At 68.1% G+C, this 17,618-nt stretch carries 17 protein-coding genes and 5 pseudogenes; 14 read left to right on the forward strand and 8 right to left on the reverse strand.

Going from position 1 to position 17,618, the window contains the following annotated elements; all coding sequences use genetic code 11:
• Positions 1 to 94: 94 nt before the first annotated feature.
• The 5 genes and pseudogenes from AQJ46_RS45890 to AQJ46_RS59250 all read left to right on the forward strand — a co-directional run.
• A complete protein-coding gene (locus AQJ46_RS45890) occupies positions 95 to 364 on the forward strand; it encodes a hypothetical protein (RefSeq protein WP_059211309.1) in 270 nt (89 codons plus the stop codon).
• A gap of 368 nt (positions 365 to 732) precedes the next feature.
• Complete coding sequence (locus tag AQJ46_RS45895; protein WP_059211310.1) at positions 733 to 1,929, forward strand: M4 family metallopeptidase; 1,197 nt, start codon at positions 733 to 735, stop codon at positions 1,927 to 1,929.
• 74 nt (positions 1,930 to 2,003) lie between these two features.
• The gene (locus AQJ46_RS45900) at positions 2,004 to 2,321 is read left to right on the forward strand and encodes a protealysin inhibitor emfourin (protein ID WP_059211311.1); all 318 of its coding nucleotides are present in this window, start codon (positions 2,004 to 2,006) and stop codon (positions 2,319 to 2,321) included.
• A 381-nt stretch (positions 2,322 to 2,702) separates the two neighbouring features.
• Positions 2,703 to 2,795 (forward strand): annotated as a pseudogene (locus tag AQJ46_RS59245) (TetR/AcrR family transcriptional regulator); the annotation flags it as partial.
• Between the two features lie 327 nt (positions 2,796 to 3,122).
• Positions 3,123 to 3,407 (forward strand): annotated as a pseudogene (locus tag AQJ46_RS59250) (TetR/AcrR family transcriptional regulator); the annotation flags it as partial.
• Positions 3,408 to 4,020: 613 nt separating this feature from the next.
• On the opposite strand, the pseudogene AQJ46_RS59555 reads toward AQJ46_RS59250, so the two are convergent.
• A pseudogene (locus AQJ46_RS59555) lies at positions 4,021 to 5,097 on the reverse strand (NB-ARC domain-containing protein); the annotation flags it as partial.
• Positions 5,098 to 5,243: 146 nt separating this feature from the next.
• Entirely contained in the window at positions 5,244 to 5,696 is a 453-nt protein-coding gene (locus AQJ46_RS45915) for a hypothetical protein (RefSeq protein ID WP_059211314.1), read from the reverse strand.
• Positions 5,697 to 5,848: 152 nt separating this feature from the next.
• On the opposite strand from AQJ46_RS45915, the pseudogene AQJ46_RS45920 reads away from it, so the two are divergent.
• The 4 genes and pseudogenes from AQJ46_RS45920 to AQJ46_RS45930 form a co-directional block, all read left to right on the forward strand.
• Positions 5,849 to 6,223, forward strand: a pseudogene (locus AQJ46_RS45920) (transposase); the annotation flags it as partial.
• Positions 6,224 to 6,249: 26 nt separating this feature from the next.
• Positions 6,250 to 6,354, forward strand: coding sequence for an NmrA family NAD(P)-binding protein (locus AQJ46_RS59260; RefSeq protein ID WP_107117469.1), 105 nt, complete (start codon positions 6,250 to 6,252; stop codon positions 6,352 to 6,354).
• Positions 6,355 to 6,357: 3 nt separating this feature from the next.
• A complete protein-coding gene (locus tag AQJ46_RS45925) occupies positions 6,358 to 6,792 on the forward strand; it encodes an NAD(P)-binding oxidoreductase (RefSeq protein WP_079072758.1) in 435 nt (144 codons plus the stop codon).
• 55 nt (positions 6,793 to 6,847) lie between these two features.
• A complete protein-coding gene (locus AQJ46_RS45930) occupies positions 6,848 to 7,291 on the forward strand; it encodes a DUF6069 family protein (RefSeq protein ID WP_059211316.1) in 444 nt (147 codons plus the stop codon).
• Between the two features lie 383 nt (positions 7,292 to 7,674).
• On the opposite strand, the gene AQJ46_RS45935 is transcribed toward AQJ46_RS45930, so the two are convergent.
• Entirely contained in the window at positions 7,675 to 7,890 is a 216-nt protein-coding gene (locus AQJ46_RS45935; protein ID WP_059211317.1) for a hypothetical protein, read from the reverse strand.
• A 1,035-nt stretch (positions 7,891 to 8,925) separates the two neighbouring features.
• On the opposite strand from AQJ46_RS45935, the gene AQJ46_RS55795 reads away from it, so the two are divergent.
• Positions 8,926 to 9,207: a hypothetical protein gene (locus AQJ46_RS55795; RefSeq protein WP_159064189.1), complete on the forward strand. Its 282-nt coding sequence runs from the start codon at positions 8,926 to 8,928 to the stop codon at positions 9,205 to 9,207.
• A 115-nt stretch (positions 9,208 to 9,322) separates the two neighbouring features.
• Here the strand turns inward: AQJ46_RS55795 and AQJ46_RS53415 are convergent.
• From AQJ46_RS53415 to AQJ46_RS45950, 4 genes and pseudogenes are all read right to left on the reverse strand, one after another.
• Positions 9,323 to 9,562 (reverse strand): annotated as a pseudogene (locus tag AQJ46_RS53415) (transposase); the annotation flags it as partial.
• A 122-nt stretch (positions 9,563 to 9,684) separates the two neighbouring features.
• The gene (locus AQJ46_RS45945) at positions 9,685 to 10,365 is read right to left on the reverse strand and encodes an IS6 family transposase (protein ID WP_059211339.1); all 681 of its coding nucleotides are present in this window, start codon (positions 10,363 to 10,365) and stop codon (positions 9,685 to 9,687) included.
• A 31-nt stretch (positions 10,366 to 10,396) separates the two neighbouring features.
• Positions 10,397 to 10,678: an amidase family protein gene (locus AQJ46_RS57960; RefSeq protein WP_225887606.1), complete on the reverse strand. Its 282-nt coding sequence runs from the start codon at positions 10,676 to 10,678 to the stop codon at positions 10,397 to 10,399.
• A 242-nt stretch (positions 10,679 to 10,920) separates the two neighbouring features.
• Positions 10,921 to 11,673, reverse strand: a complete 753-nt coding sequence (locus tag AQJ46_RS45950) for an SDR family NAD(P)-dependent oxidoreductase (protein ID WP_059211319.1) — start codon at positions 11,671 to 11,673, stop codon at positions 10,921 to 10,923.
• 121 nt (positions 11,674 to 11,794) lie between these two features.
• On the opposite strand from AQJ46_RS45950, the gene AQJ46_RS45955 reads away from it, so the two are divergent.
• Positions 11,795 to 12,745: an AraC family transcriptional regulator gene (locus AQJ46_RS45955; protein WP_059211320.1), complete on the forward strand. Its 951-nt coding sequence runs from the start codon at positions 11,795 to 11,797 to the stop codon at positions 12,743 to 12,745.
• Positions 12,746 to 13,114: 369 nt separating this feature from the next.
• Here AQJ46_RS45955 and AQJ46_RS45960 read toward each other — a convergent pair whose 3' ends face one another.
• Positions 13,115 to 13,474, reverse strand: coding sequence for a hypothetical protein (locus tag AQJ46_RS45960; RefSeq protein WP_059211321.1), 360 nt, complete (start codon positions 13,472 to 13,474; stop codon positions 13,115 to 13,117).
• Positions 13,475 to 13,860: 386 nt separating this feature from the next.
• Here AQJ46_RS45960 and AQJ46_RS45965 point away from each other — a divergent pair, with 386 nt between their 5' ends.
• The 3 genes from AQJ46_RS45965 to AQJ46_RS45975 all read left to right on the forward strand — a co-directional run bounded on the left by AQJ46_RS45965 (position 13,861) and on the right by AQJ46_RS45975 (position 17,371).
• On the forward strand, positions 13,861 to 14,616 hold the full coding sequence (locus tag AQJ46_RS45965; protein WP_079072759.1) for an IS110 family transposase: 756 nt from the start codon (positions 13,861 to 13,863) through the stop codon (positions 14,614 to 14,616).
• 372 nt (positions 14,617 to 14,988) lie between these two features.
• Positions 14,989 to 16,506 carry a hypothetical protein gene (locus AQJ46_RS45970; RefSeq protein ID WP_059211323.1) on the forward strand — a complete coding sequence of 506 codons (1,518 nt, stop codon included), beginning with the start codon at positions 14,989 to 14,991 and terminating at the stop codon, positions 16,504 to 16,506.
• A gap of 442 nt (positions 16,507 to 16,948) precedes the next feature.
• Positions 16,949 to 17,371, forward strand: a complete 423-nt coding sequence (locus tag AQJ46_RS45975) for a hypothetical protein (RefSeq protein WP_059211324.1) — start codon at positions 16,949 to 16,951, stop codon at positions 17,369 to 17,371.
• The last annotated feature ends 247 nt before the right edge of the window (positions 17,372 to 17,618 follow it).

Here is a 17,618-nt window from a genome sequence, read left to right on the forward strand (position 1 = left end):
GTCGCTTCGGCCGACACGTCGCCGAGGAAGCCCACCGCGACCCGGCCGCCCTCTCGCAATCCGTCGTCCGGCCGTCGGGCCTTGCGGCGATCGCGTGGGCCGGCCCCTTCCGCAGCACTTCGTCAGTGAGCTCGGCACGCAAGGCACCGGCGGCCTGCCGCATCGCAACGACGTGGTCGAAGTCCGGGGGCATGGTGACGAGGTGCGCGAGGAATTCTTCGTCACCCTTGCCGAAGGCCAGGCAGTCAGGTCCGTGGGGCGGACGGCGTGGTGGTCGAACCGCCCGACGCGAACCACGTGTCACACCCCGACCGTCACCGGGTCCAGTCGTGTCGGCTGGAACATCCTGCTGCCTGAACTCTGAACGCCGACAACAAGGACTACCCGCCCCAGTTCGTACGGCGGGTCGGCCGACGATGCGTAGCTGACGGTGGGTCTGGAAACCAGCGGGGGACGCGAATTAACCGTTGGGCGAGTTATGTGAAGTCGCAAATTTGTGGCCGCTCCGCACCAGGGAAACGCAATGTGGCGTCAAGCCCGGAACATGCCATGATGGACATGTCGGACAACTCACATCATGACGCTGCGATGGATGAAATGGTTACCGCCCCGGCGGACCGTATGCGGCCGCTTCGGGGGGGGCATACGCCTGTACCTGCGCGGGCGGACCGCGTGCGGGGTTGGGCGCCCTCGCGGCGAGGAACAGACTCCCCTGGCTTAAGGAGTACCGCCATGACCAGCGAATTTCGACACCACTGCATTGTCCCTCCGTATCTGCTCGAAAGATTGCTGAAAGATGATGACGGCGAGGTCCGCCAGGCCGCGCTGAACACCATGCTCACCACTGCCCACCTGCGGGGCGAGCGAGCAGTCCGAGCAGCCTTCCCCGGTCTCGCCACTCCCGGCAACGCTCGTAGGACGATCTACGACTGCCGGAACACCACGTCTCTGCCCTTCGCTGTTCTGGCGCGGTCCGAGGACGGGCCGGAAGCGGCCGACGTCTCCGTCAACCGGGCATTCGACGTACTCGGCAAGACGCGGGATTTCTTCCAGCGGGTGTTCGCCCGGAACTCGATCGACGGTCACGGGATGCGCCTGGACGGATACGTCCACTACGGCTACGAGTTCGCCAATGCCTTCTGGGACGGGCGCCAAATGGTGTTCGGCGACGGGGACGGTCGCGTCTTCTCCGACCTCACGGGCTCGATTTCCGTGATCGCCCATGAACTGGGACACGGGGTGACCGAGCACACCACGGGGCTCGAATATCACAACCAGTCCGGAGCCCTCAACGAGTCCATGTCGGACGTGTTCGGGGCGATGGTCGAGCAGTGGACGCTGGGTCAGACGGCCGAGCAGGCGGACTGGCTGATCGGCCGTGAGGTCTTCACGCCTCAGATCGAGGCCGACGCGCTGCGGTCGATGAAGGCTCCCGGGCATGCGTGGAACACCGAGAAGTTCGGCAAGGACCCCCAGCCGGACCACATGTCCAAGTACGTCAACATGCCCGACACCTACGAGGGAGACTGGGGTGCGGTGCACTACAACTCCGGTATTCCGAACAAGGCGTTCTACCTGACGGCAGCGACCATCGGCGGATACTCCTGGGAGGCACCAGGACTCATCTGGTACGAGGCCCTCAAGGCATCCAACAGCGAGACGCGGTTCCAGGAGTTCGCGGACACCACGTACCGGAAGGCCGGAGAGCTGTACGAGACCGGCAGCGCCGAACAGATGGCCGTGCTCGGGGCGTGGCAGGAGGTCGGCATCTCGATCACCGGGGTCTCGGCCGGGCTCGCAAGGGCGCGCAACCGCCCAGCCGGCAAGAACGGGGACGCGACCGCGGCAGTCAGGGCGCTGACGGCCCAGGTGCAGGAGCTGAGCCGGGACGTGGCCACGCTCAAGGGACGTGCGACGGCCGGCGGTTGACGTCGAGGTACCCGGCGGCCGACGCCGGGTACCTCTGCGGGAACAGCGTAGGCGGCGGACGGCTGAGAGGTGCCATGAAGGTCACTTTGGCGACGCACGGCGGACTGGCGGCACCGGTCCTCGCCAGCCTCCCGCCGGACGTGGTGGACACCCATGCCCTACCCGAGAGTGATGCGGCCGAGTTGTCCAGGCTGGTAGCCGCGGCCGTTCCGGCAAGTGCGGCGGCTGCGGGAAACCCGGAGCCCCCCAAACGCGCACCGGATGCCATGAGCCACTCGATCACGGTCGAGGAGGGCGGCCACTCGTCCGTACTCGTCCAGTCGGACGCGGACATGTCCCCGGAGTTCGCGGCCTTGCTGCGATGGCTCAAGGAGCATGTCGCGCGGGATTGAGGGAGGAATCGAGGCACGTCGCCGTACGCCGCGGACGGCGACGTGCGCCGTGGCTGTCCGGGTGAGCTGTTGGCAGCACTGCGATGGCGCCGACCTCGGCGCCCTGAACACGTGTCACACCCAGGTGATCTGGCCGTGAATCCTCGCCTGTGGCGGGAAGAGCAAGGCTCCCTCCGCCGTGTGCGTGACGACCTCGATCTGTGGCGCCCTGCCCCAAAGGTGTCTCGGGTGACCGAGGAATCTCCGCATCGTTCAGATCTCGCGCACGCCGCGGTAGTTCAACTACTGCAGCGCGGCGCGTCCAGGATGCTGACGGCGAATCCTTTGAAGCGGGGCATCTTGCGGTGCCCTGGGACGAGCGCGGCCTGCTTCGCCGCCAAGATGGCCCTGGAACTCGGCAACTCCGACCCCGAGGTGGCACGCATCGCCCACGCCACCTTCTCCGTGGTCGCGACGGCGGTGGCCGAGTGCGTCCGAGCGGCGCAGCGCAGCGGCGACATCGATCCCGACGCCGATCCCGACGACCTTGCATCTGCTGACCATCATCCGCGGGCTCGATGTCGCAGACGCGTCCGGCCACAGTCTCGCCCGCCTGACCTCGAATTGCGGAGAGCGCGTTCGCACTCCTGCCTCGCCGGCGCCACCGCGAATAGGGGCGCGGCCGGCCTCGTCGCGCAGGCATCTGATGCGGTCGGCCCCCTTCGACGCTGCGGCGACACGGCCCGAGGGTTTGCGCGCGGCGGTCGTCTGGGTGGTTGGCGAAGAACTTCGCCCGGATTCAGTCGAGTTACTCCCCCGCATGCACGGGACGATCTCGTCGCCCACGTCATGGCCGACCAACTGCGCACGCAGATCGCCGCGTACGGCACTCTGCGGCCCGGCCGCCCTGGACTTGAGGACCTCGTTCGCGAGTACCTGTCGCCCGAGCACCGGGACCACCCGGGCACCGGATGCCCCTCCGCCGCCCTGCTCGACGAGATCGGCCGCTGCGAGGACGGGACCAAGCAGGCCTACACCGACGGCGCACGGCACATCGTCGACGAGATCGCCGCCCGCCTGTCACCCGAGGACCCGCAGTCCGCTCGCGCGCCCTGCTGGAGGCCGCGGAGGAAAGCTGACTTGACGTCGGGCCGTGGGACGTGAGTGACGACCGTCGGCCGCAGGGCAGCGAACTGCTGGATCTCGGGGGCCTGTTGGTGCCGACGGAGCGGTCCTGGAACGCCGCCACAGCTTCCTCCACGCCCCCTGTCCGGCTCCGCCAGTACTCAAGGTTGGCGCGAGCGGCGAGGGTGTCGGGATGCTGCGGGCCCAGCACGTGGATCATGTCGGGCAGCAGGACTGCGAACTCCGAGACGGCACCCGCTATGTCCCCCGCCCTGCCCGTCCAGTGCCCGAGGCTGAAGCGGGCGGTGAGAACCTGCGGGTGGCCGGGTCCGAGGGCGGCGGTGAGGCTGATGATGAGCTGCTGAAAGTACTCGCAAGATGCTGTCACCTGGCCTGATTCGGCGAGGCTGCGTCCGGAGCGGATCAGCACCTGCTGGGTGCCGAGGTGGTCAAGGCCTTCGCGTCCCCCGACGGTCAGGACGATGGTGTTGGCGCGCAGCGCCTGCGCGTATGCGGTGTCGCGTTCGATGTCGGGCCAGACGGCCAGGAGCGCGTCCGCGCATGCTTGCGCGAGGTCCTCGCGCTGTCGGCGGGTGAGGGTCTCGCGGACGGCTCGCTGGATGAGCTGATGGACCCGCACCGCGGTGTGCGGGGTCTCGAGCGTGTGGTCGACGAGGTTGAGCCGGTGCAGCACCCGCAAGGCGGCCTCTGCGTCCTCGGCCGGAACCGGTGCCGCCTGCCTTGTTCCCGCTGGATCGGCGAGGAAGGCGGGGTCGGACGTGAGGACGGCCTGGGGGATGCCGTTGGAGTCGAGCATCGCTGACAGCTGAATCAAGCGGCGAGCGACGCCGGCCGGTGGCAGCGCGTCGGCGCGGTCGAGGGACAACGACCATGCGGCGGCCACACCGTGGGTCTGGTCGTCGGGCAGCGTCGCGGGCTGGTGGTCGGCCATGCTGCGCGCGCGGTCGCGCAAGCGGCCGCGGTACTCGGTGCTGCTCATGCCGGCATCGATGAGGTAGGCGGCAGCCTGGGACAGCGCCAGCGGCAGACAGCCCAGTTCCTCGGCCAGTGCGGCGAGTTCGCCCTCTGGTTCAGTCCGGCCATGGTGTGCCAGGGATGCGGCCAGGTAGCCGGTGGCCTCGGCAGCGGTGAACAGACCGACCGGGACCAGACGCCGCTCCCTGCCGGTCAGGGCCGCATCGCGGGCGCGGGTCGTCACCAGAGTCCGCCCGTGGGGACTGTCCGGAGGCCACAGCCCAGTCAGGTCAGCCGGGTCGCTGAGGTCGTCCAGCACCACCAGCCACCGGGCCGGCCGCGGAACCGCGACCGTCTCCAGCCACTCCAGAAACCGGTGCGCGGCCGTCTCTCCGTCCTCCGGATCGGCGTGCAGAATCATCGCCGCGGCTCGGACGTAGGCGTCGATGACGGCTTGACGGCTGACGGCGGTCACCCACACCCGCACTTCCACGTCACCGGCCGCCAGCATCTGCCGGGCCTGCCAGGCGGCCAGTTGAGTCTTGCCTACCCCACCCATCCCGGTGAGCACCTGGCACCGTGCCTGCGTATCTCCACCCGTCGGCGGCCACTCCAACTCCGCAGCCTGCGCGCGGTTCTGAAAGCAGTCCGCTGCCCTCGGCACCACCCCGACCCGCACCGGCCACTGCGTCTGCATCGGCGGCAAGTGCACATTCTGATGGACGGTGTTGATCGACTGCGCGGTGACAGTGCCCCCGGACGCCGAGAAGACCGAGTAGGCAAGGCCTTCACTGCCCTCAGGCCGCACTGGTCTGGAGGGGGACGGAGGGGCGCCGGACGCGCCTATCCCTGAGACGGGCCCGGCACCGGAGGGTTTACGGTCACGTTTCCCATCCGCACGGCCGCTACCCCGCCGTCTGCGTGGAAGGTAACACCGCCTGTGATCGCGATCCGGTCCCCGGTATGCGCTGCTTCCGAAGCGGCGAAGGCGGCCTGTACGGCTTCCACGGCCTGATGCAGTGCCGTCGCAAGCTCCGGGTCACCTTCCACCGCCTCGGCCAGGGCGAGCGTCACACGTTCACGGGCCTCCTGCGAGATCTCCCCGGCTTCACCGGCGGTCTCTGCCCGCCGCAACGCGTCGTCGTCCCCCAACGCCCGGCTCACCAAGGCGTGAACCCGCTCCATCCCCACGTCCACGGCACGGTCGACCTCCCCATCGGCGTGGCGCCCCGCACGCCGTAGCTTCTGTCCCAGGTAGGCCAGCGCATATCCGACCGCGACTTCTACGCCCAGCATCCGATCCCCCGTTATGTTTTCCGCGGTCCTGCAAGAGGACCGCTGGCCTCCGGGCCCGGCATGACTGTTCCCCCCTGTCGAACGGATGACCTGGGGGGTGGTGTCACCGGGCCCGAGAGGCGCCGTTGGAGACGCTGATGAGAGGTCCGACTACCGCCTGGCCCGGCGTCGGCGTCAGGACCGCCGCCGCTTTGCTGGTCACCGTCGGCGACGGCACCAGCTTCCCCACCGCCGCCCACCTGGCCTCCTACGCCGGCCTGGCCCCGACGACCAAGTCGTCGGGGACCTCGATCCACGGCGAACACGCGCCCAGAGGCGGCAACCGGCAGCTCAAGCGGGCGATGTTCCTGTCCGCATTCGCTGCACTGCACGATCCTGCCTCCCGCAGCTACTACGACCGATGCCGGTCCCGCGGAAAGACCCACACCCAGGCACTTCTCCGCCTGGCCCGTCAGCGGATCAACGTGCTGTTCGCGATGCTCCGCGACGGCACCTTCTACGAACCCCGAGCCCCACGCCTCGCTTGACGAAAGACATAGAGGCACCCCCCCCCATGAAGCTGCTCGTACTCGGTGCCACCGGTGCCACCGGGCGCCTGGTCGTTGATCAGTCCTTGGCCTCGGGTCACACTGTGCGCGCGCTCGTCCGCTCACCTTAGAAGTTGGATGCTCAGCCCGGCCTCGACGTGGTTTCCGGGCAGGCCACCGACGCCGGTGACGTCGCACGGGCCATGGCCGGCGTCGACGCGGTGATCAGTACGCTCGGCGCCACCGGCGTCACCCGGTTCCTGGAGCTGTCCTCCTTCGCCGTGCTGCGCGAGCGACTGAGCGGACCCGCCAAGCTCATGTCCAGCACAGCCATGGGCGCCATCGTCAAGGACAAGGCGGCCGCCGAGAACGCTCTGCGCGCCATCGACCTCGACTACACCCTCGTCCACTCCGTCCGCCTCACCAACGGTCCCGCCACAGGCGCCGCCAAGCCGCTGCCCGAGTCGGCCATCCTGCGCATGAGGGACACCATTAGCCGCGCCGACGTCGCCACCTGGATGCTCTCGCGTTCACCGACACCACCACCAGCCGCCGCTCATTCGTCATAGCCAGCTGACCCCACCCGCTTCCCTGCCCCGCCCCTACTCGATCCGGAGAAACACCATGAGCCACCAGCTCGCCGCCCACCCGGCCCGCCGCCCCAGAGGCCTCGTCGTCGCGGGCGGCTTGATCGGCGCCGCTGCCGTCGCCGTCGCCATCAACGCCATCGTCGCCGCGACAGCCCACGCCGTCGGCGCCTCGGACGATTTCGAGGCTCTCCAACTCCCCGCCTATGCCGTTCTCACCGTCTTCGGCGTCCTGGTCGCCGCTGCCGCCTGGGCGATAATCCGCGCGCGCTCGGCGCGCCCGGCCCGGCTGCTGCGCACCCTCGTGCCCGTCGTCCTGATCGTCAGTTTGACCCCGGACATCATGGTCGGCGTCTCCGATAGTCGGCCCCGCACCAGTTGGGGCGCCGTCATCGCCTTGATGGTCATGCACGTCGTTGTCGCTGCCGTCGCCGTCCCCGCCTACCGGCGACTCCTCCCCCTCCCCGCCACCCAGGGCTGACGTAACCCACCGCCGGGACGCGGCTCGCCGCATCCCGGCGCTTTTTGCATTGTCACGCCCGAGTGTGAGGTCTGAGAGGGAATTTGATCTAGCCGTATTGCCCTGTATGCCCTAGTAGATTCCTCATCAGGTGCATAACATACGAAACGACACCGACCTGGCGAGGAACGTACTAGATAGGACGTAAACGGCAATCCGCCTACTTCAAACGTCCCCCAAGAGCACCATGGGCACCAGCAGCCCAGCCCGTCACCGCCAATGGCACGCCGCCGCGGTGACCTGCTGTTCGCTGCTGAGTTCTTCCGCGATCGGCCCCAGTTTGCGGCCGGGGCGTGCGGGTGCCGGGCGCAGAGGTGGTGGTGCAGGTGGCTCGATGGGCGTGGTCACGGGGCGCCGCCCTCCTTGTCCGGGACCGCCGCCACGCGGTGTCCTGAGGCTGGGGCGGTCTGCTGCCGCGCCGCGAGAACGATCTGGTGCACCGTCAGCCCGAGGGCCGGGGCGAGTGTGGCGATCGCGGCCACCTGGCCCATCGCCACCATCACAACGCTCCAGGCGAACACCGTCGCCGTCGCCGTGATGATCAGGACCTGCTTGGTCATCGCACTCCTTCAGGGTCGGCCGATGCCCGGGCGGCCATCCGGAAACCGCCAGGGGTCCCCGGACGGTGGGTGCCGAGGCCGCCGCCGGGGAGGTCAACCAGCATGGCCACAGATGGAGTTGCTACGCCACGTGATCGCGAAATCACGGAACAATGACAGTCACGGGACGGCACCCGGACGAGCAGACCTGACCATTCCGGCGCAGGTAGCGCCCAAGACGAGGCGCCTCAGAGTGGAAGTTCCCGGTTTTCCTTGCAATCGGGTCGTCCACCCCCGTCAATGGAAGCAGGACACCCCTGGTGTCGGCCTTCCATCCGGAAGGGCCCGCTCCCGTGCCGAGAACTTGGGGAGCGAGCATCTGGCTCTCGCCTGGCTGCTGTTGGAGGCCAGGCGAGAGCCGAAAGCAGTCCGTCAGGACAGCAGGACGGTAGCCCACGGCACTGACACTCCCCCAGATTCCGCTCTGCGACCGCCAACAGGCGGTACCCACCGCATCGAACACCTGCCCTCACGGACTCAAGCGGGCCTTCCCCAAGTGCGGAGCCACTCAGCTGGACCGACGAAATCCTCATCGATGACCCTGAGGACGTCGCGAACGCCCTCGAGGCGCTGAAGGCCGCCGCCTTGGGCAAAGCCCGCGGTTCGCACCCCGCACCGGGTGCGCGCACCACCGTCATGTAGTGCGCACCGCGCCGGTCGGTGAGGTGGCGTCAGGCCGCGCGAACGGCATCACAGGCGGCATGGCACCCGCGCATCAGGCCGGGCGCGCGGCGTTCTCGGCGAACCCTCCCGGCTCCGTGGCGGGCGCCTGCCGCTGCCGACCATGGTCAACGAGCGGAACCGCACCGGGCGCAGCGAGAACGAGTGCGTGTGCTGACGATCGACGCACGGACACAGCGGCCGGCACTCCCCCGTCACGGTCCACTTGCTTTATGGGATGCCTCGCCCACTTATGGGCGCATTGAGCTTTAATTTCATAGTTGATGATGGTATAGGCCTGTCCAGGGTTCCGCACTCGAACGGAGAACGCCCCACATGCGCATTCGCAAGCTCCTGACCGTAACCGCCATGGCTGCCGCAGCAGTCTTCGGCAGCATTGGCTCAGCCACCGCCGGGGACGAAGAGATCAGCGGCCGCATCGTTCAATCCGCTTCCGGGAATGACCAGCCAGAGCATGTCGGACATGAAATGCCGAGCTCGTTGCCTGAGCACGGCGTGAATCGAATCGGGGGCATTTCCGACCAACGAGAGACTCCGGCCGCAGAGAGTTCTGATCAAGAAGCAGGCGAAGGCCTCCTTAGCCGGCTGTTCGGCTGACTGGCTGTTCTCTATCCGCTCGCGTGGTCGGTGGGGTTCGAACAGCACGCTGACTCGGGTGAGTTAGCCGGTCGGCAGGCATGGAAGAAGGGCAACCGGCCGCTGCGGCCGTAGACCGGTCCGCGCTGGTCGGTGCGTCGGGCCGGAGCCAGTGGGTGACGTCCACCGCCAGGACCAGGCGCCCGTCGGCGGCCTCGGGCTGCGGCAGCCCGGCCAGCACCTGCCGCAGCCGCGGCACGTCGACGTTCCCGCTGTTCAACGCGTCGTACATGGCGCCGTGCCCGCGCCGGTGCTCGGCCGTCAGCGTCAGCTCCACCGGCGTGGTCACCGGGCCGTCCGCGCACAGCAACGCGTCGGTCGGCGCTGTCACGTTGTTGGGTGGGTAGGCGCCTGATGGCGCGTCGTGGCGTGGTGGAGCCCGGTTCCGGGCTGTGGTCAGGCCGCAGTGGCGAGGCCGGTGACGCCGGTGATCTGCTCTCAGATTGCGACGCGGACGGTCATCTCGGCTCGGTAGCCGGAGGCCGTCATCAGGTGGCGGCGGGGTCGGAAGTGGGGTGAGATCCCGCTGAACGCGGACAGGAATTGCTGGGCCCCGCCCACTGAGCGAAAGCCTTTCATCGCCCGTTCGCGCTGCCTGGTGGGCTGGTGGCTGTTCTCCGCCCGGTTGTTCAGGTACTTCGACTGGCGGTGCTCGACGCAGGGCATGACCTCGCGGTGGGCGGCGCCGTAGGAGCGGAGCTTGTCGGTGACGATCACCCGCGGCACCCCACCGGTCCTCTTTAATAGTCTGCGGAGGAACCGCCTGGCCGCAGCCTTGTCCCGGCGATTCTGCACCAGGATGTCCAGCACGTTGCCGTCCTGGTCGACGGCCCGCCACAGGTACCGCTGCTCACCGTTGATCTTGATGAAGACTTCGTCCAGGTGCCATTTGTCACCAGGCCGAGAATGTCGGCGGCGCAGCGCGCCTGCGTAGGCCTGCCCGAACTTGCCGCACCAGCGGCGCACCGTCTCGTAGGAGACGACGATCCCGCGCTCGAACATGAGCTCCTCGACCTCGCGGAACGACAGCGGGAAGCGGAAGTACAGCCACACACAGTGGGAGATGACCTCGACCGGGTACCGGTGCCCCTTGTACGACAGCGACACGGTCCCCCACAGATAGCCTCCTCCAGCACGACCAACCAGAAGATCATCCCACCCAGCCAACCAACGTGACAGCGCCATCCGCAGCGAGCCCGGGTGGCGGTGACCTCCTGCGCGTACGGCCGGAATGGCTCCTGGGCGAAGTAGGGGTCGCCCCGTTCCGGTCGCGTATCCGGTCGGGCAGCGCCGCACTGTCACCTACCGTGCGGCTGACGCTGACTTGTACGGCCAGGCCGTTGAAGACCCCGTCGAATTCGGGGCCGGCGGAGACCCGGCCGCCGGTGGGCTTCAGCCCGAGGAGGCCGTTGTAGGCGGCGGGGACGCGGATCGAACGGCGGCGGTGGCGTCTGCGATCGGACCACTCCGGCTACGGCGGCAGCGCCCGCGCCTCCGCTGGACCTACGCGCTCTGCGCTGCGGGTCCAGCGAGTTGCGGTCGCGTCGTACGGCACTCCGTCGTGCTGTTGCAGGCCATCTCCAGTGTCGCGGGGCGCCCGAACGTCGCCAGGCCGGCGCGCCGGAGGCGGCATGGAAGCCGAGACGCTTCGGATGCCACCCACCGTGCGGTGCCTCAGGTCTGGTTCTCGCCACCGTCGACGTAGACATTCGCGCCGACGACGTAGCTGCTCTGGTCCGAGGCCAGGAAGGCCACGACCGCCGCGGCCTCGCCGGGCTGGCCCATGCGGCCCTTGGGCACGGTTGCGGCGACCTGCTCCTTGATGGCCCGGGCGGTCTCCTCGTCTGCGAAGGCGGCGGTGCCCCCGGGAGTCTCGATCCATGCTGGCGAGATCACGTTGACCCGGATGCCACGGCCCTTGAGTTCGGTGGACCACGTCCGCGCGAAGGACCGGACGGCCGCCTTCGAGGCCGCGTACGCGCCGAACGCCTCCATTCCGCGGTCAGCAGCCGTCGAACCGACCAGGACGATCGAGGCTCCGTCGTTGAGCAGCGGCAGCGCCTTCTGCACGGTGAACAGCGTGCCTCGGGTGTTGACCGCGAAGGTCTGGTCGAAGTGCTCCTCAGTGGTCTGTTCCAGCGTCATGAACGAGCCGATCGCCGCGTTCGCCACGAGCACGTCCAGATTCTGGCCTCGCGCCCGGACCGCCTCGTAGAGCCGGTCCAGGTCCTCCGGTTTCCCGATGTCGCCGACGACCGCGGTGGCCCGGTCCGTTCCGATGGTCTTGACGGCGGCCTCCAGCTCGGCCTCTCGTCGCCCGGTGACGAACACGTACGCACCCTCGTCCGCCAGCCGTACGGCGGTGGCCAGACCGATACCGGAGCTGCCCCCGGTGACGACCGCCGTCTTGCCTTCCAGCTGTCCCATGTTGGTGTCTCCGTCACGTTCTCGTTGCCGATCCTTCGACATCGATGGTGCAGGAGATCGCGGATACTATCCATGACGCAGAGTCCACAGTTCTTTACGTATCGTCCAGGAAGGGTCGTCGGTGCTCGGATTCGGGGATCCAGTGGCGGACGCGATCAGCCTGCTCCGGCCCCGCACGGTGATCGGGCCCAGCCTCCGGGCCGCGGGAGAGTGGGCCTTGGGCTTCGACACGTTCTTGCACGTACGGATCGGCGGCCTCGTTCGCGGCACGTGCTGGCTGATCCTCGAAGGGCACGAGCCGGTGCTCCTGCATGAGGGTGACACCTTCATGCTGGGCAACCCGCCGCCCTACGTGCTGGCCAGCACGCTCGACGCGAGCCCGCGCCCTGCGGAGCAGGTGTGGGCGGGCGCCGAAGACGGGTTCGCGCGGATCGGCCCGGAGGCCGAGGAGGACCTCTACCTCTGCGTCGGGCACATCGCGTTCGACGACAAGAACGCGGCCCTCCTGACCGATCTTCTGCCGCCGCTCGTGATCGTCCGCGTAGCCGATCCTCACGGCGGGCGGCTCGCGCAGCTGATCGATCTCCTGGCCACCGAAGCCGGGGTCTCCGCCGCCGGCGGCCCGCTGGTGCAGAACCACCTCGCACAGATCCTGCTCGTGCACATGCTGCGTGCCCACGCCGCTCAGACAGACCGGCCCACCGGGTGGCTGGGCGCCCTGAACGAGGACGGCATCGGTGCCGCCCTGCGCGCCATGCACGCGGACGTGGCCCACTCCTGGAGCCTCAAGGAGCTCGCCGGGATCAGCCACATGTCGCGTTCCGCGTTCGCCCAGGCCTTCAAGAGCCACGTCGGGGTCCCGCCGTTGGAATACCTGATCCAATGGCGCATGAGCCTCGCGCGCGACGCCCTCGCCCGCGACACTCTGTCGATCTCCGAGCTCGCACGCGCCACGGGCTACCAGTCCGAGAGCGCGTTCAGCACCGCGTTCCGCCGCGTGCTCGGCTCATCGCCCGCACAGTTCCGGAACCAGGCACGACCGCCGGGGCACTCGGCCGCGAACGGAAGCTGAGTATCTCGCGGTGGCAAAACTCCTCCGGACGCCCGCCCCGCTTCAGCAGCCAGGCCGGCACCGGCATCGCGGCGCGGACCTCGGCCCACTCCGCATCCGTTATGTCACTCGGGTAGCAGCCTGCCCGCCGTCCCGGAGCGAGCGAACCGAACCGGTGCACGTAGCAGTCACACCCAGGGGTGACCGCGGTGGACGCATACGCAGAGATACTGCTCAACTGATCAGGCAACGGGCTTCCTTGGTCGTGCTGGTGTCGTAACCGCGTCACTACCAAGGGACCCGTTCTCTCATGCCCGCGACCGCACCCGAACCTCCGTCCAGATAAGCACTCGCTGCCGCTCGAACAAGATCCGGTTTGCCACAACGCACTCAGTCGAAAGCGTCGGTCATGCAGTCCACCAGGCAGTCAGCAGCCTCATAGCGCTGACGGAGGGCGGCAGCTGCTTCTTCGCGCTCCACAAAGAGGTACCCGTAGTGCTGGCGCGCCACCCTGGTCACGTCTCCGACCGTGACGATGGCCGGTTCGCCGTGTGCGGCCCGTCGACGCGCTCCGGCGATTGCCATGTCCGCAGAGCGCAGCAGGTTTCTGGAACGATCCCGGATCACTGCTGCCTGGGCGCGTTTCGCCGAGAGGGGACGCAGGACATGTCCTCTCCAGACGTAGCCGGCGGCGACAAGGATGAGACCGAGCGCTACGAACAGGAGCCCGCCTGGGGCGTGAGGTCGCATCTATCCAGTCTTCACCACTCGCGTGGTGATCGTCATGCCCGCGTCGGCGGCCGATTGTCGGAGCGACTTGGTGTCAGTGAGCCCTTGCACAACGCACGAGGCTCCCGTGCCGTTGAGGGAGGTGTTCGAAGTCTCAACCCACAGACGCAGGAGCCGCGTTGGTTCCCTATTCTGCCTGTGAGCATGGAGAGTGCCATCTGCGGTGCGGTCTGGCCCATATTCTGCCTGGCTCCGTCTGGGATGCCCTGAGTGCGATCTGTCGTCCGTGCCGGGGATGGTGCAGCCACCGGGTGGCATGCGTGTCCGCATAGGGGCTTTGCCTCGGCATCGTCACAGGTCTGACCGCCCTGCCGTCGGGTGTGCTGCCGTCCGGAGACGGAGGGGAGATGGCGGCCGTGACTGTTGGTGCAAGGGGATCCGATCAGACGGAGATCGTCTTCGGTGTCGACACGCACAAAGACTGCCATGTGGTGGTAGTCCTCAGCATGCTCGGAACGGTGCTCGGTAGCCGGTCGTTTGCGACTACAGCTGCCGGCTACCGCAGTTTGCTGGCCTGGGTCGAAACCATGGGTCGGATCAACCGGGCCGGAGTGGAAGGCACAGGTTCGTACGGCGCTGGCCTGGCCCGCAGTCTGCGTGCGGCCGGTGTGCAGGTCGTTGAGGTCAACCGTCCGAACCGCGCGATGCGCCGGCGGCGTGGCAAGAGCGACACCGTGGACGCGGAAGCCGCTGCCCGCGCGGTACTGGGCGGTGAGGCGACTGTCGTGCCCAAGCGTGGTGACGGTCCGGTCGAGGCAATCAGAATCCTGAAGATCGCCAAGGATTCTGCCGCCAAGGCCCGCGTCCAGGCCATCAATCAGCTCAGGGCCGTGTTGGTCAACGCCGAACCGGCCGTGCGGGAACCGCTGGAGAAGCTGACCCTGCCCCAACTCGTTGCGCGCTGCGCGGCGCTGCACCATGACGGTCCAAATCCGGCTGAGGCTGCCGTCACCGACACCTTGGGCCGACTCTCCCGCCGCATCCAGTTCCTCGAAGCTGAGATTGGCGATGCCCGCCGGCAGATGACCGTCCTCGTCCAGCAGACGGCGCCCGACCTGCTGCAGGTCAACGGCATCGGAAGCGCCGTCTGCCCCTCGTCCTGATCCTGGGCTCCCTGACCGCGCTCGGCCCGCTCACCATCGACCTCTATGTTCCAGTGGCGCGTAGGTGGCGCCTTCACCTACCCGACGGTCGCCCCCTCCCCGTTCTCCCCCGAAGAACGGAAACCTCCGAAACTGCCCGCAGAGACACCGAGTTCGACCGGCTTTGGAGGGTCGGCACGCCTTCCAGACCCAACTGGCCAACTCGAACGCTCAGTGGCCACCTGACGTGCTCAGTCACGACAATGTGACTGAGCACTTCAGGTGGCGGACTTCGCCGACTGCGGCGCTCAGCAGGTGCCCAGGTGTCCCCGACAACCAGGTGACGCTGAAAACCGCGAGCCATTCGGTCACCGTCCAGGCAGGATGCCCTCTGTGAACCATGTCCTGTGCGGACTGGCTGCCAATGCCGCCCTGCCGTCCGAGCTGGTCGACCGGCTGATCAAGGTTGCGGACGCTGACATCGCCGCGGACCTCGCTCGTCGCGCGGATCTTAGCCATGCGCAGGCGCTTGCCCTGGCATCGCGCGTCGAGGAGAGCGCTGTCTGGCTTGCGTACGAGGGTCGGCTGACCACCGCCGACATCGATCCTGTGGCACAGCCGCACGCCGCCCTCGCCTTGCTCTGCGAGCATGTTGACAGCCCGGAGTGGGCGCGCCTCTTCGCGGCAGATCCATTCTTCGAGCGCCGGGAGAAGCTGGCTGCCTGTCCCTGTCTCCCGTCCGACGTGGTGGAGACGCTCGCCGCGGACTCGGACGTACGGGTCGTGGCGGAGCTCGCCTTGTGGACGACGCCGGAAGTAGCCGTCAGACTTGCGGGGCATCCGCATGCCGAGGTCCGCCGGGCGGTGGCGGCCAACGAGGCGACGCCCCCGGCCCTACTGGCGGCACTGCTCACCAGCGAGGACTTGCCGCCCGCGCTGCGATGCCTGGTCTGCGACCGTGAAGAGACGCCGTTCGTGCACGAGGCGCAATGCCCGCGAAACGACTGCGATCTGCTGCCGGGCGACTCCTGTGACGGCACCCACGAGTCCACCGTGCACGAGACACAGCGGATGGCACTGCAGAACCCGGCCACACCCACCGGTGCCGTCGTCCGCTTCGTCAACCACCCTTCTCCGCTGCTTCGCTGGGCACTCGCCGCTCGCTGCGACCTGCCGTCGGAGGTGTACGGACAGCTCGCCGTGGACCCCCACACCGGTGTCCGAGCCGACCTCGCCGGAAATCCCGCGATCGAGGACGCTCTCATCCGAGCGCTGGCCGGCGACCGTGGCCACGATGTGCAGCGCAGGCTCGCCCACAATCCGCGCGTGCCGCTCGACGTGCTCATCCGCCTGGCCGGCACCACCAAGATCGGCGCAATCCTGCTGCCGCGGATTGCCGCCGCTTCTCCCGCCGAGGTTGAGGAGCTGGCCCAGTCGCCCGAACCGGCCGCACGGATGCTCGTGGCTCAACGACGCGATCTGCCGCCCGCGATACGCGACGCGCTGGCCACCGACCCCGACGCGAAAGTGGTCAAGTCCATCGCTTCGCACCCAGGCCTTTCCGAACCGCAGTTGCGCGCCATGGTCGCCCGGCACGGAGTCCGCGTCATCGCCAAGGTTGCGGCCAACCCGGACGCGACTCCGGCACTGCTGGAGGATCTGACCCGGCACGAACCCCCGGTACACAAAGCGTTCCGCGAGGTCGCCCGGCATCGCAACGCGACGGGCCCGGCGCTGCACCACTGCTTGGCAGACAGGCAGGCGCGGGCCTTGGCCGCCCGCCATCCGGCTCTTGCGCCGCAAGTCATCGCGGAGCTGCTCACCGACACCGACTGGCAGGTGGTGGAAGCCGCGGCCGCCAACCCGTCGCTGCCGCTCGCCGTGATGTCGGATCTCGTACCCCAGCTGTAATGGCTCAGCTCGCCGGATGAAACGCTCCCCGCCAACTCAACTGCTCACCCGCCAGCTGAAGTGCTCAGTCACAAGAGGTGTGACTGAGCGTCTCAGTTGGCGAGTTGAGCGTGCGGGGCGGTCCGCAAAGGCTGGACACCGGAGCTGGACCGCGGCCTCGGCCCTAGTCCTACATCCTCGACCACACAGTGTGAGGTAGAGCCACATCCGCTGCTGCGTCCGTCGACGTGCGATCGGGGTCGCGCTCTGCGACGTGACGGGAGACCGCGTCCACGTCTGTGCGGGCGCACCACTCCGATGCGGCCAAACCGGGACGAGCGCGACGGGTGAGGCGGCTGCGATGCGCCGTCGGTGGCTGGGCGCAGGTCTTCCTCAAATGCGGGTTGGCTCGAGAGGGCGGGGGAACGGCAGGGGCAGATGCGGGTCGATCCTTGGGGGAGGCATGGCACAGCAGAACAGCCAGGACCATGATGCCGAGATCATCGCTCTGCTCATGCGGGAGTACGAGTCGCTGCGGGCGGAGATCGCCCAGCGTGTGACGTCGAGGATGCAGATTCTCGGTTTCTCGGGAGTGATCGCTGCCCTCGTCGCGGGAACGGGCGGAGTCTCGCTGCACAGGCCCTCGGCGTACATCGCCGTCGCCACGCTCCTGCTGGGTGTCCTGTGGCTCAGGGACTGCAACCAGGGGATTCAACGCATTGGCAAACATCTGCGGGACGTGGAAGAGGAGGTGAACAGCCTGGCCACGCGTGCATACGGCAGCAGTGCGCTGTCGTGGGAGACGAAGCGGCACGTGGGTCGGCAGCACGAGCGGCCAGTGTGGCGTTTTCTGGGCCGACTGGGCGGCTGGACCGGCCGCCACTGAGTCATTCCAGCTCACCCGAGCAGTCGATGCCCCCGCTTCAGTCGCCAAATCGAGCGCTCACCCGCCAGCCGAAGCGCTCCGTCGAGTTGCCGCGGCCGCGAGCTCCCTTAGCCTCGGGCTTTCACGAACCGGGCGGTCCACGGCTTGATCACAGCTGCGAGAAGTACTCCTGACCAGCGGCATCGGGGCTTGCCGAGGGTCCGGTTGGGTGCGAGGAGAGAAGCACCCCTCAGGTGAAGCGGGCGTA

The sequence above is a fragment of the Streptomyces canus genome (assembly GCF_001514145.1).
In the GTDB taxonomy this organism is placed as follows: domain Bacteria; phylum Actinomycetota; class Actinomycetes; order Streptomycetales; family Streptomycetaceae; genus Streptomyces; species Streptomyces canus.

Bases quoted from the DNA above. Each gene is read 5' to 3' on its own strand.
- AQJ46_RS45895 (WP_059211310.1), top strand. From the start codon at position 733: ATGACCAGCGAATTTCGACACCACTGCATTGTCCCTCCGTATCTGCTC.
- AQJ46_RS45900 (WP_059211311.1), top strand. From the start codon at position 2,004: ATGAAGGTCACTTTGGCGACGCACGGCGGACTGGCGGCACCGGTCCTC.
- AQJ46_RS45915 (WP_059211314.1), bottom strand. From the start codon at position 5,696: ATGCTGGGCGTAGAAGTCGCGGTCGGATATGCGCTGGCCTACCTGGGA.
- AQJ46_RS59260 (WP_107117469.1), top strand. From the start codon at position 6,250: ATGAAGCTGCTCGTACTCGGTGCCACCGGTGCCACCGGGCGCCTGGTC.
- AQJ46_RS45930 (WP_059211316.1), top strand. From the start codon at position 6,848: ATGAGCCACCAGCTCGCCGCCCACCCGGCCCGCCGCCCCAGAGGCCTC.
- AQJ46_RS45935 (WP_059211317.1), bottom strand. From the start codon at position 7,890: ATGACCAAGCAGGTCCTGATCATCACGGCGACGGCGACGGTGTTCGCC.
- AQJ46_RS55795 (WP_159064189.1), top strand. From the start codon at position 8,926: ATGCGCATTCGCAAGCTCCTGACCGTAACCGCCATGGCTGCCGCAGCA.
- AQJ46_RS45950 (WP_059211319.1), bottom strand. From the start codon at position 11,673: ATGGGACAGCTGGAAGGCAAGACGGCGGTCGTCACCGGGGGCAGCTCC.
- AQJ46_RS45960 (WP_059211321.1), bottom strand. From the start codon at position 13,474: ATGCGACCTCACGCCCCAGGCGGGCTCCTGTTCGTAGCGCTCGGTCTC.
- AQJ46_RS45965 (WP_079072759.1), top strand. From the start codon at position 13,861: ATGGCGGCCGTGACTGTTGGTGCAAGGGGATCCGATCAGACGGAGATC.
- AQJ46_RS45975 (WP_059211324.1), top strand. From the start codon at position 16,949: ATGGCACAGCAGAACAGCCAGGACCATGATGCCGAGATCATCGCTCTG.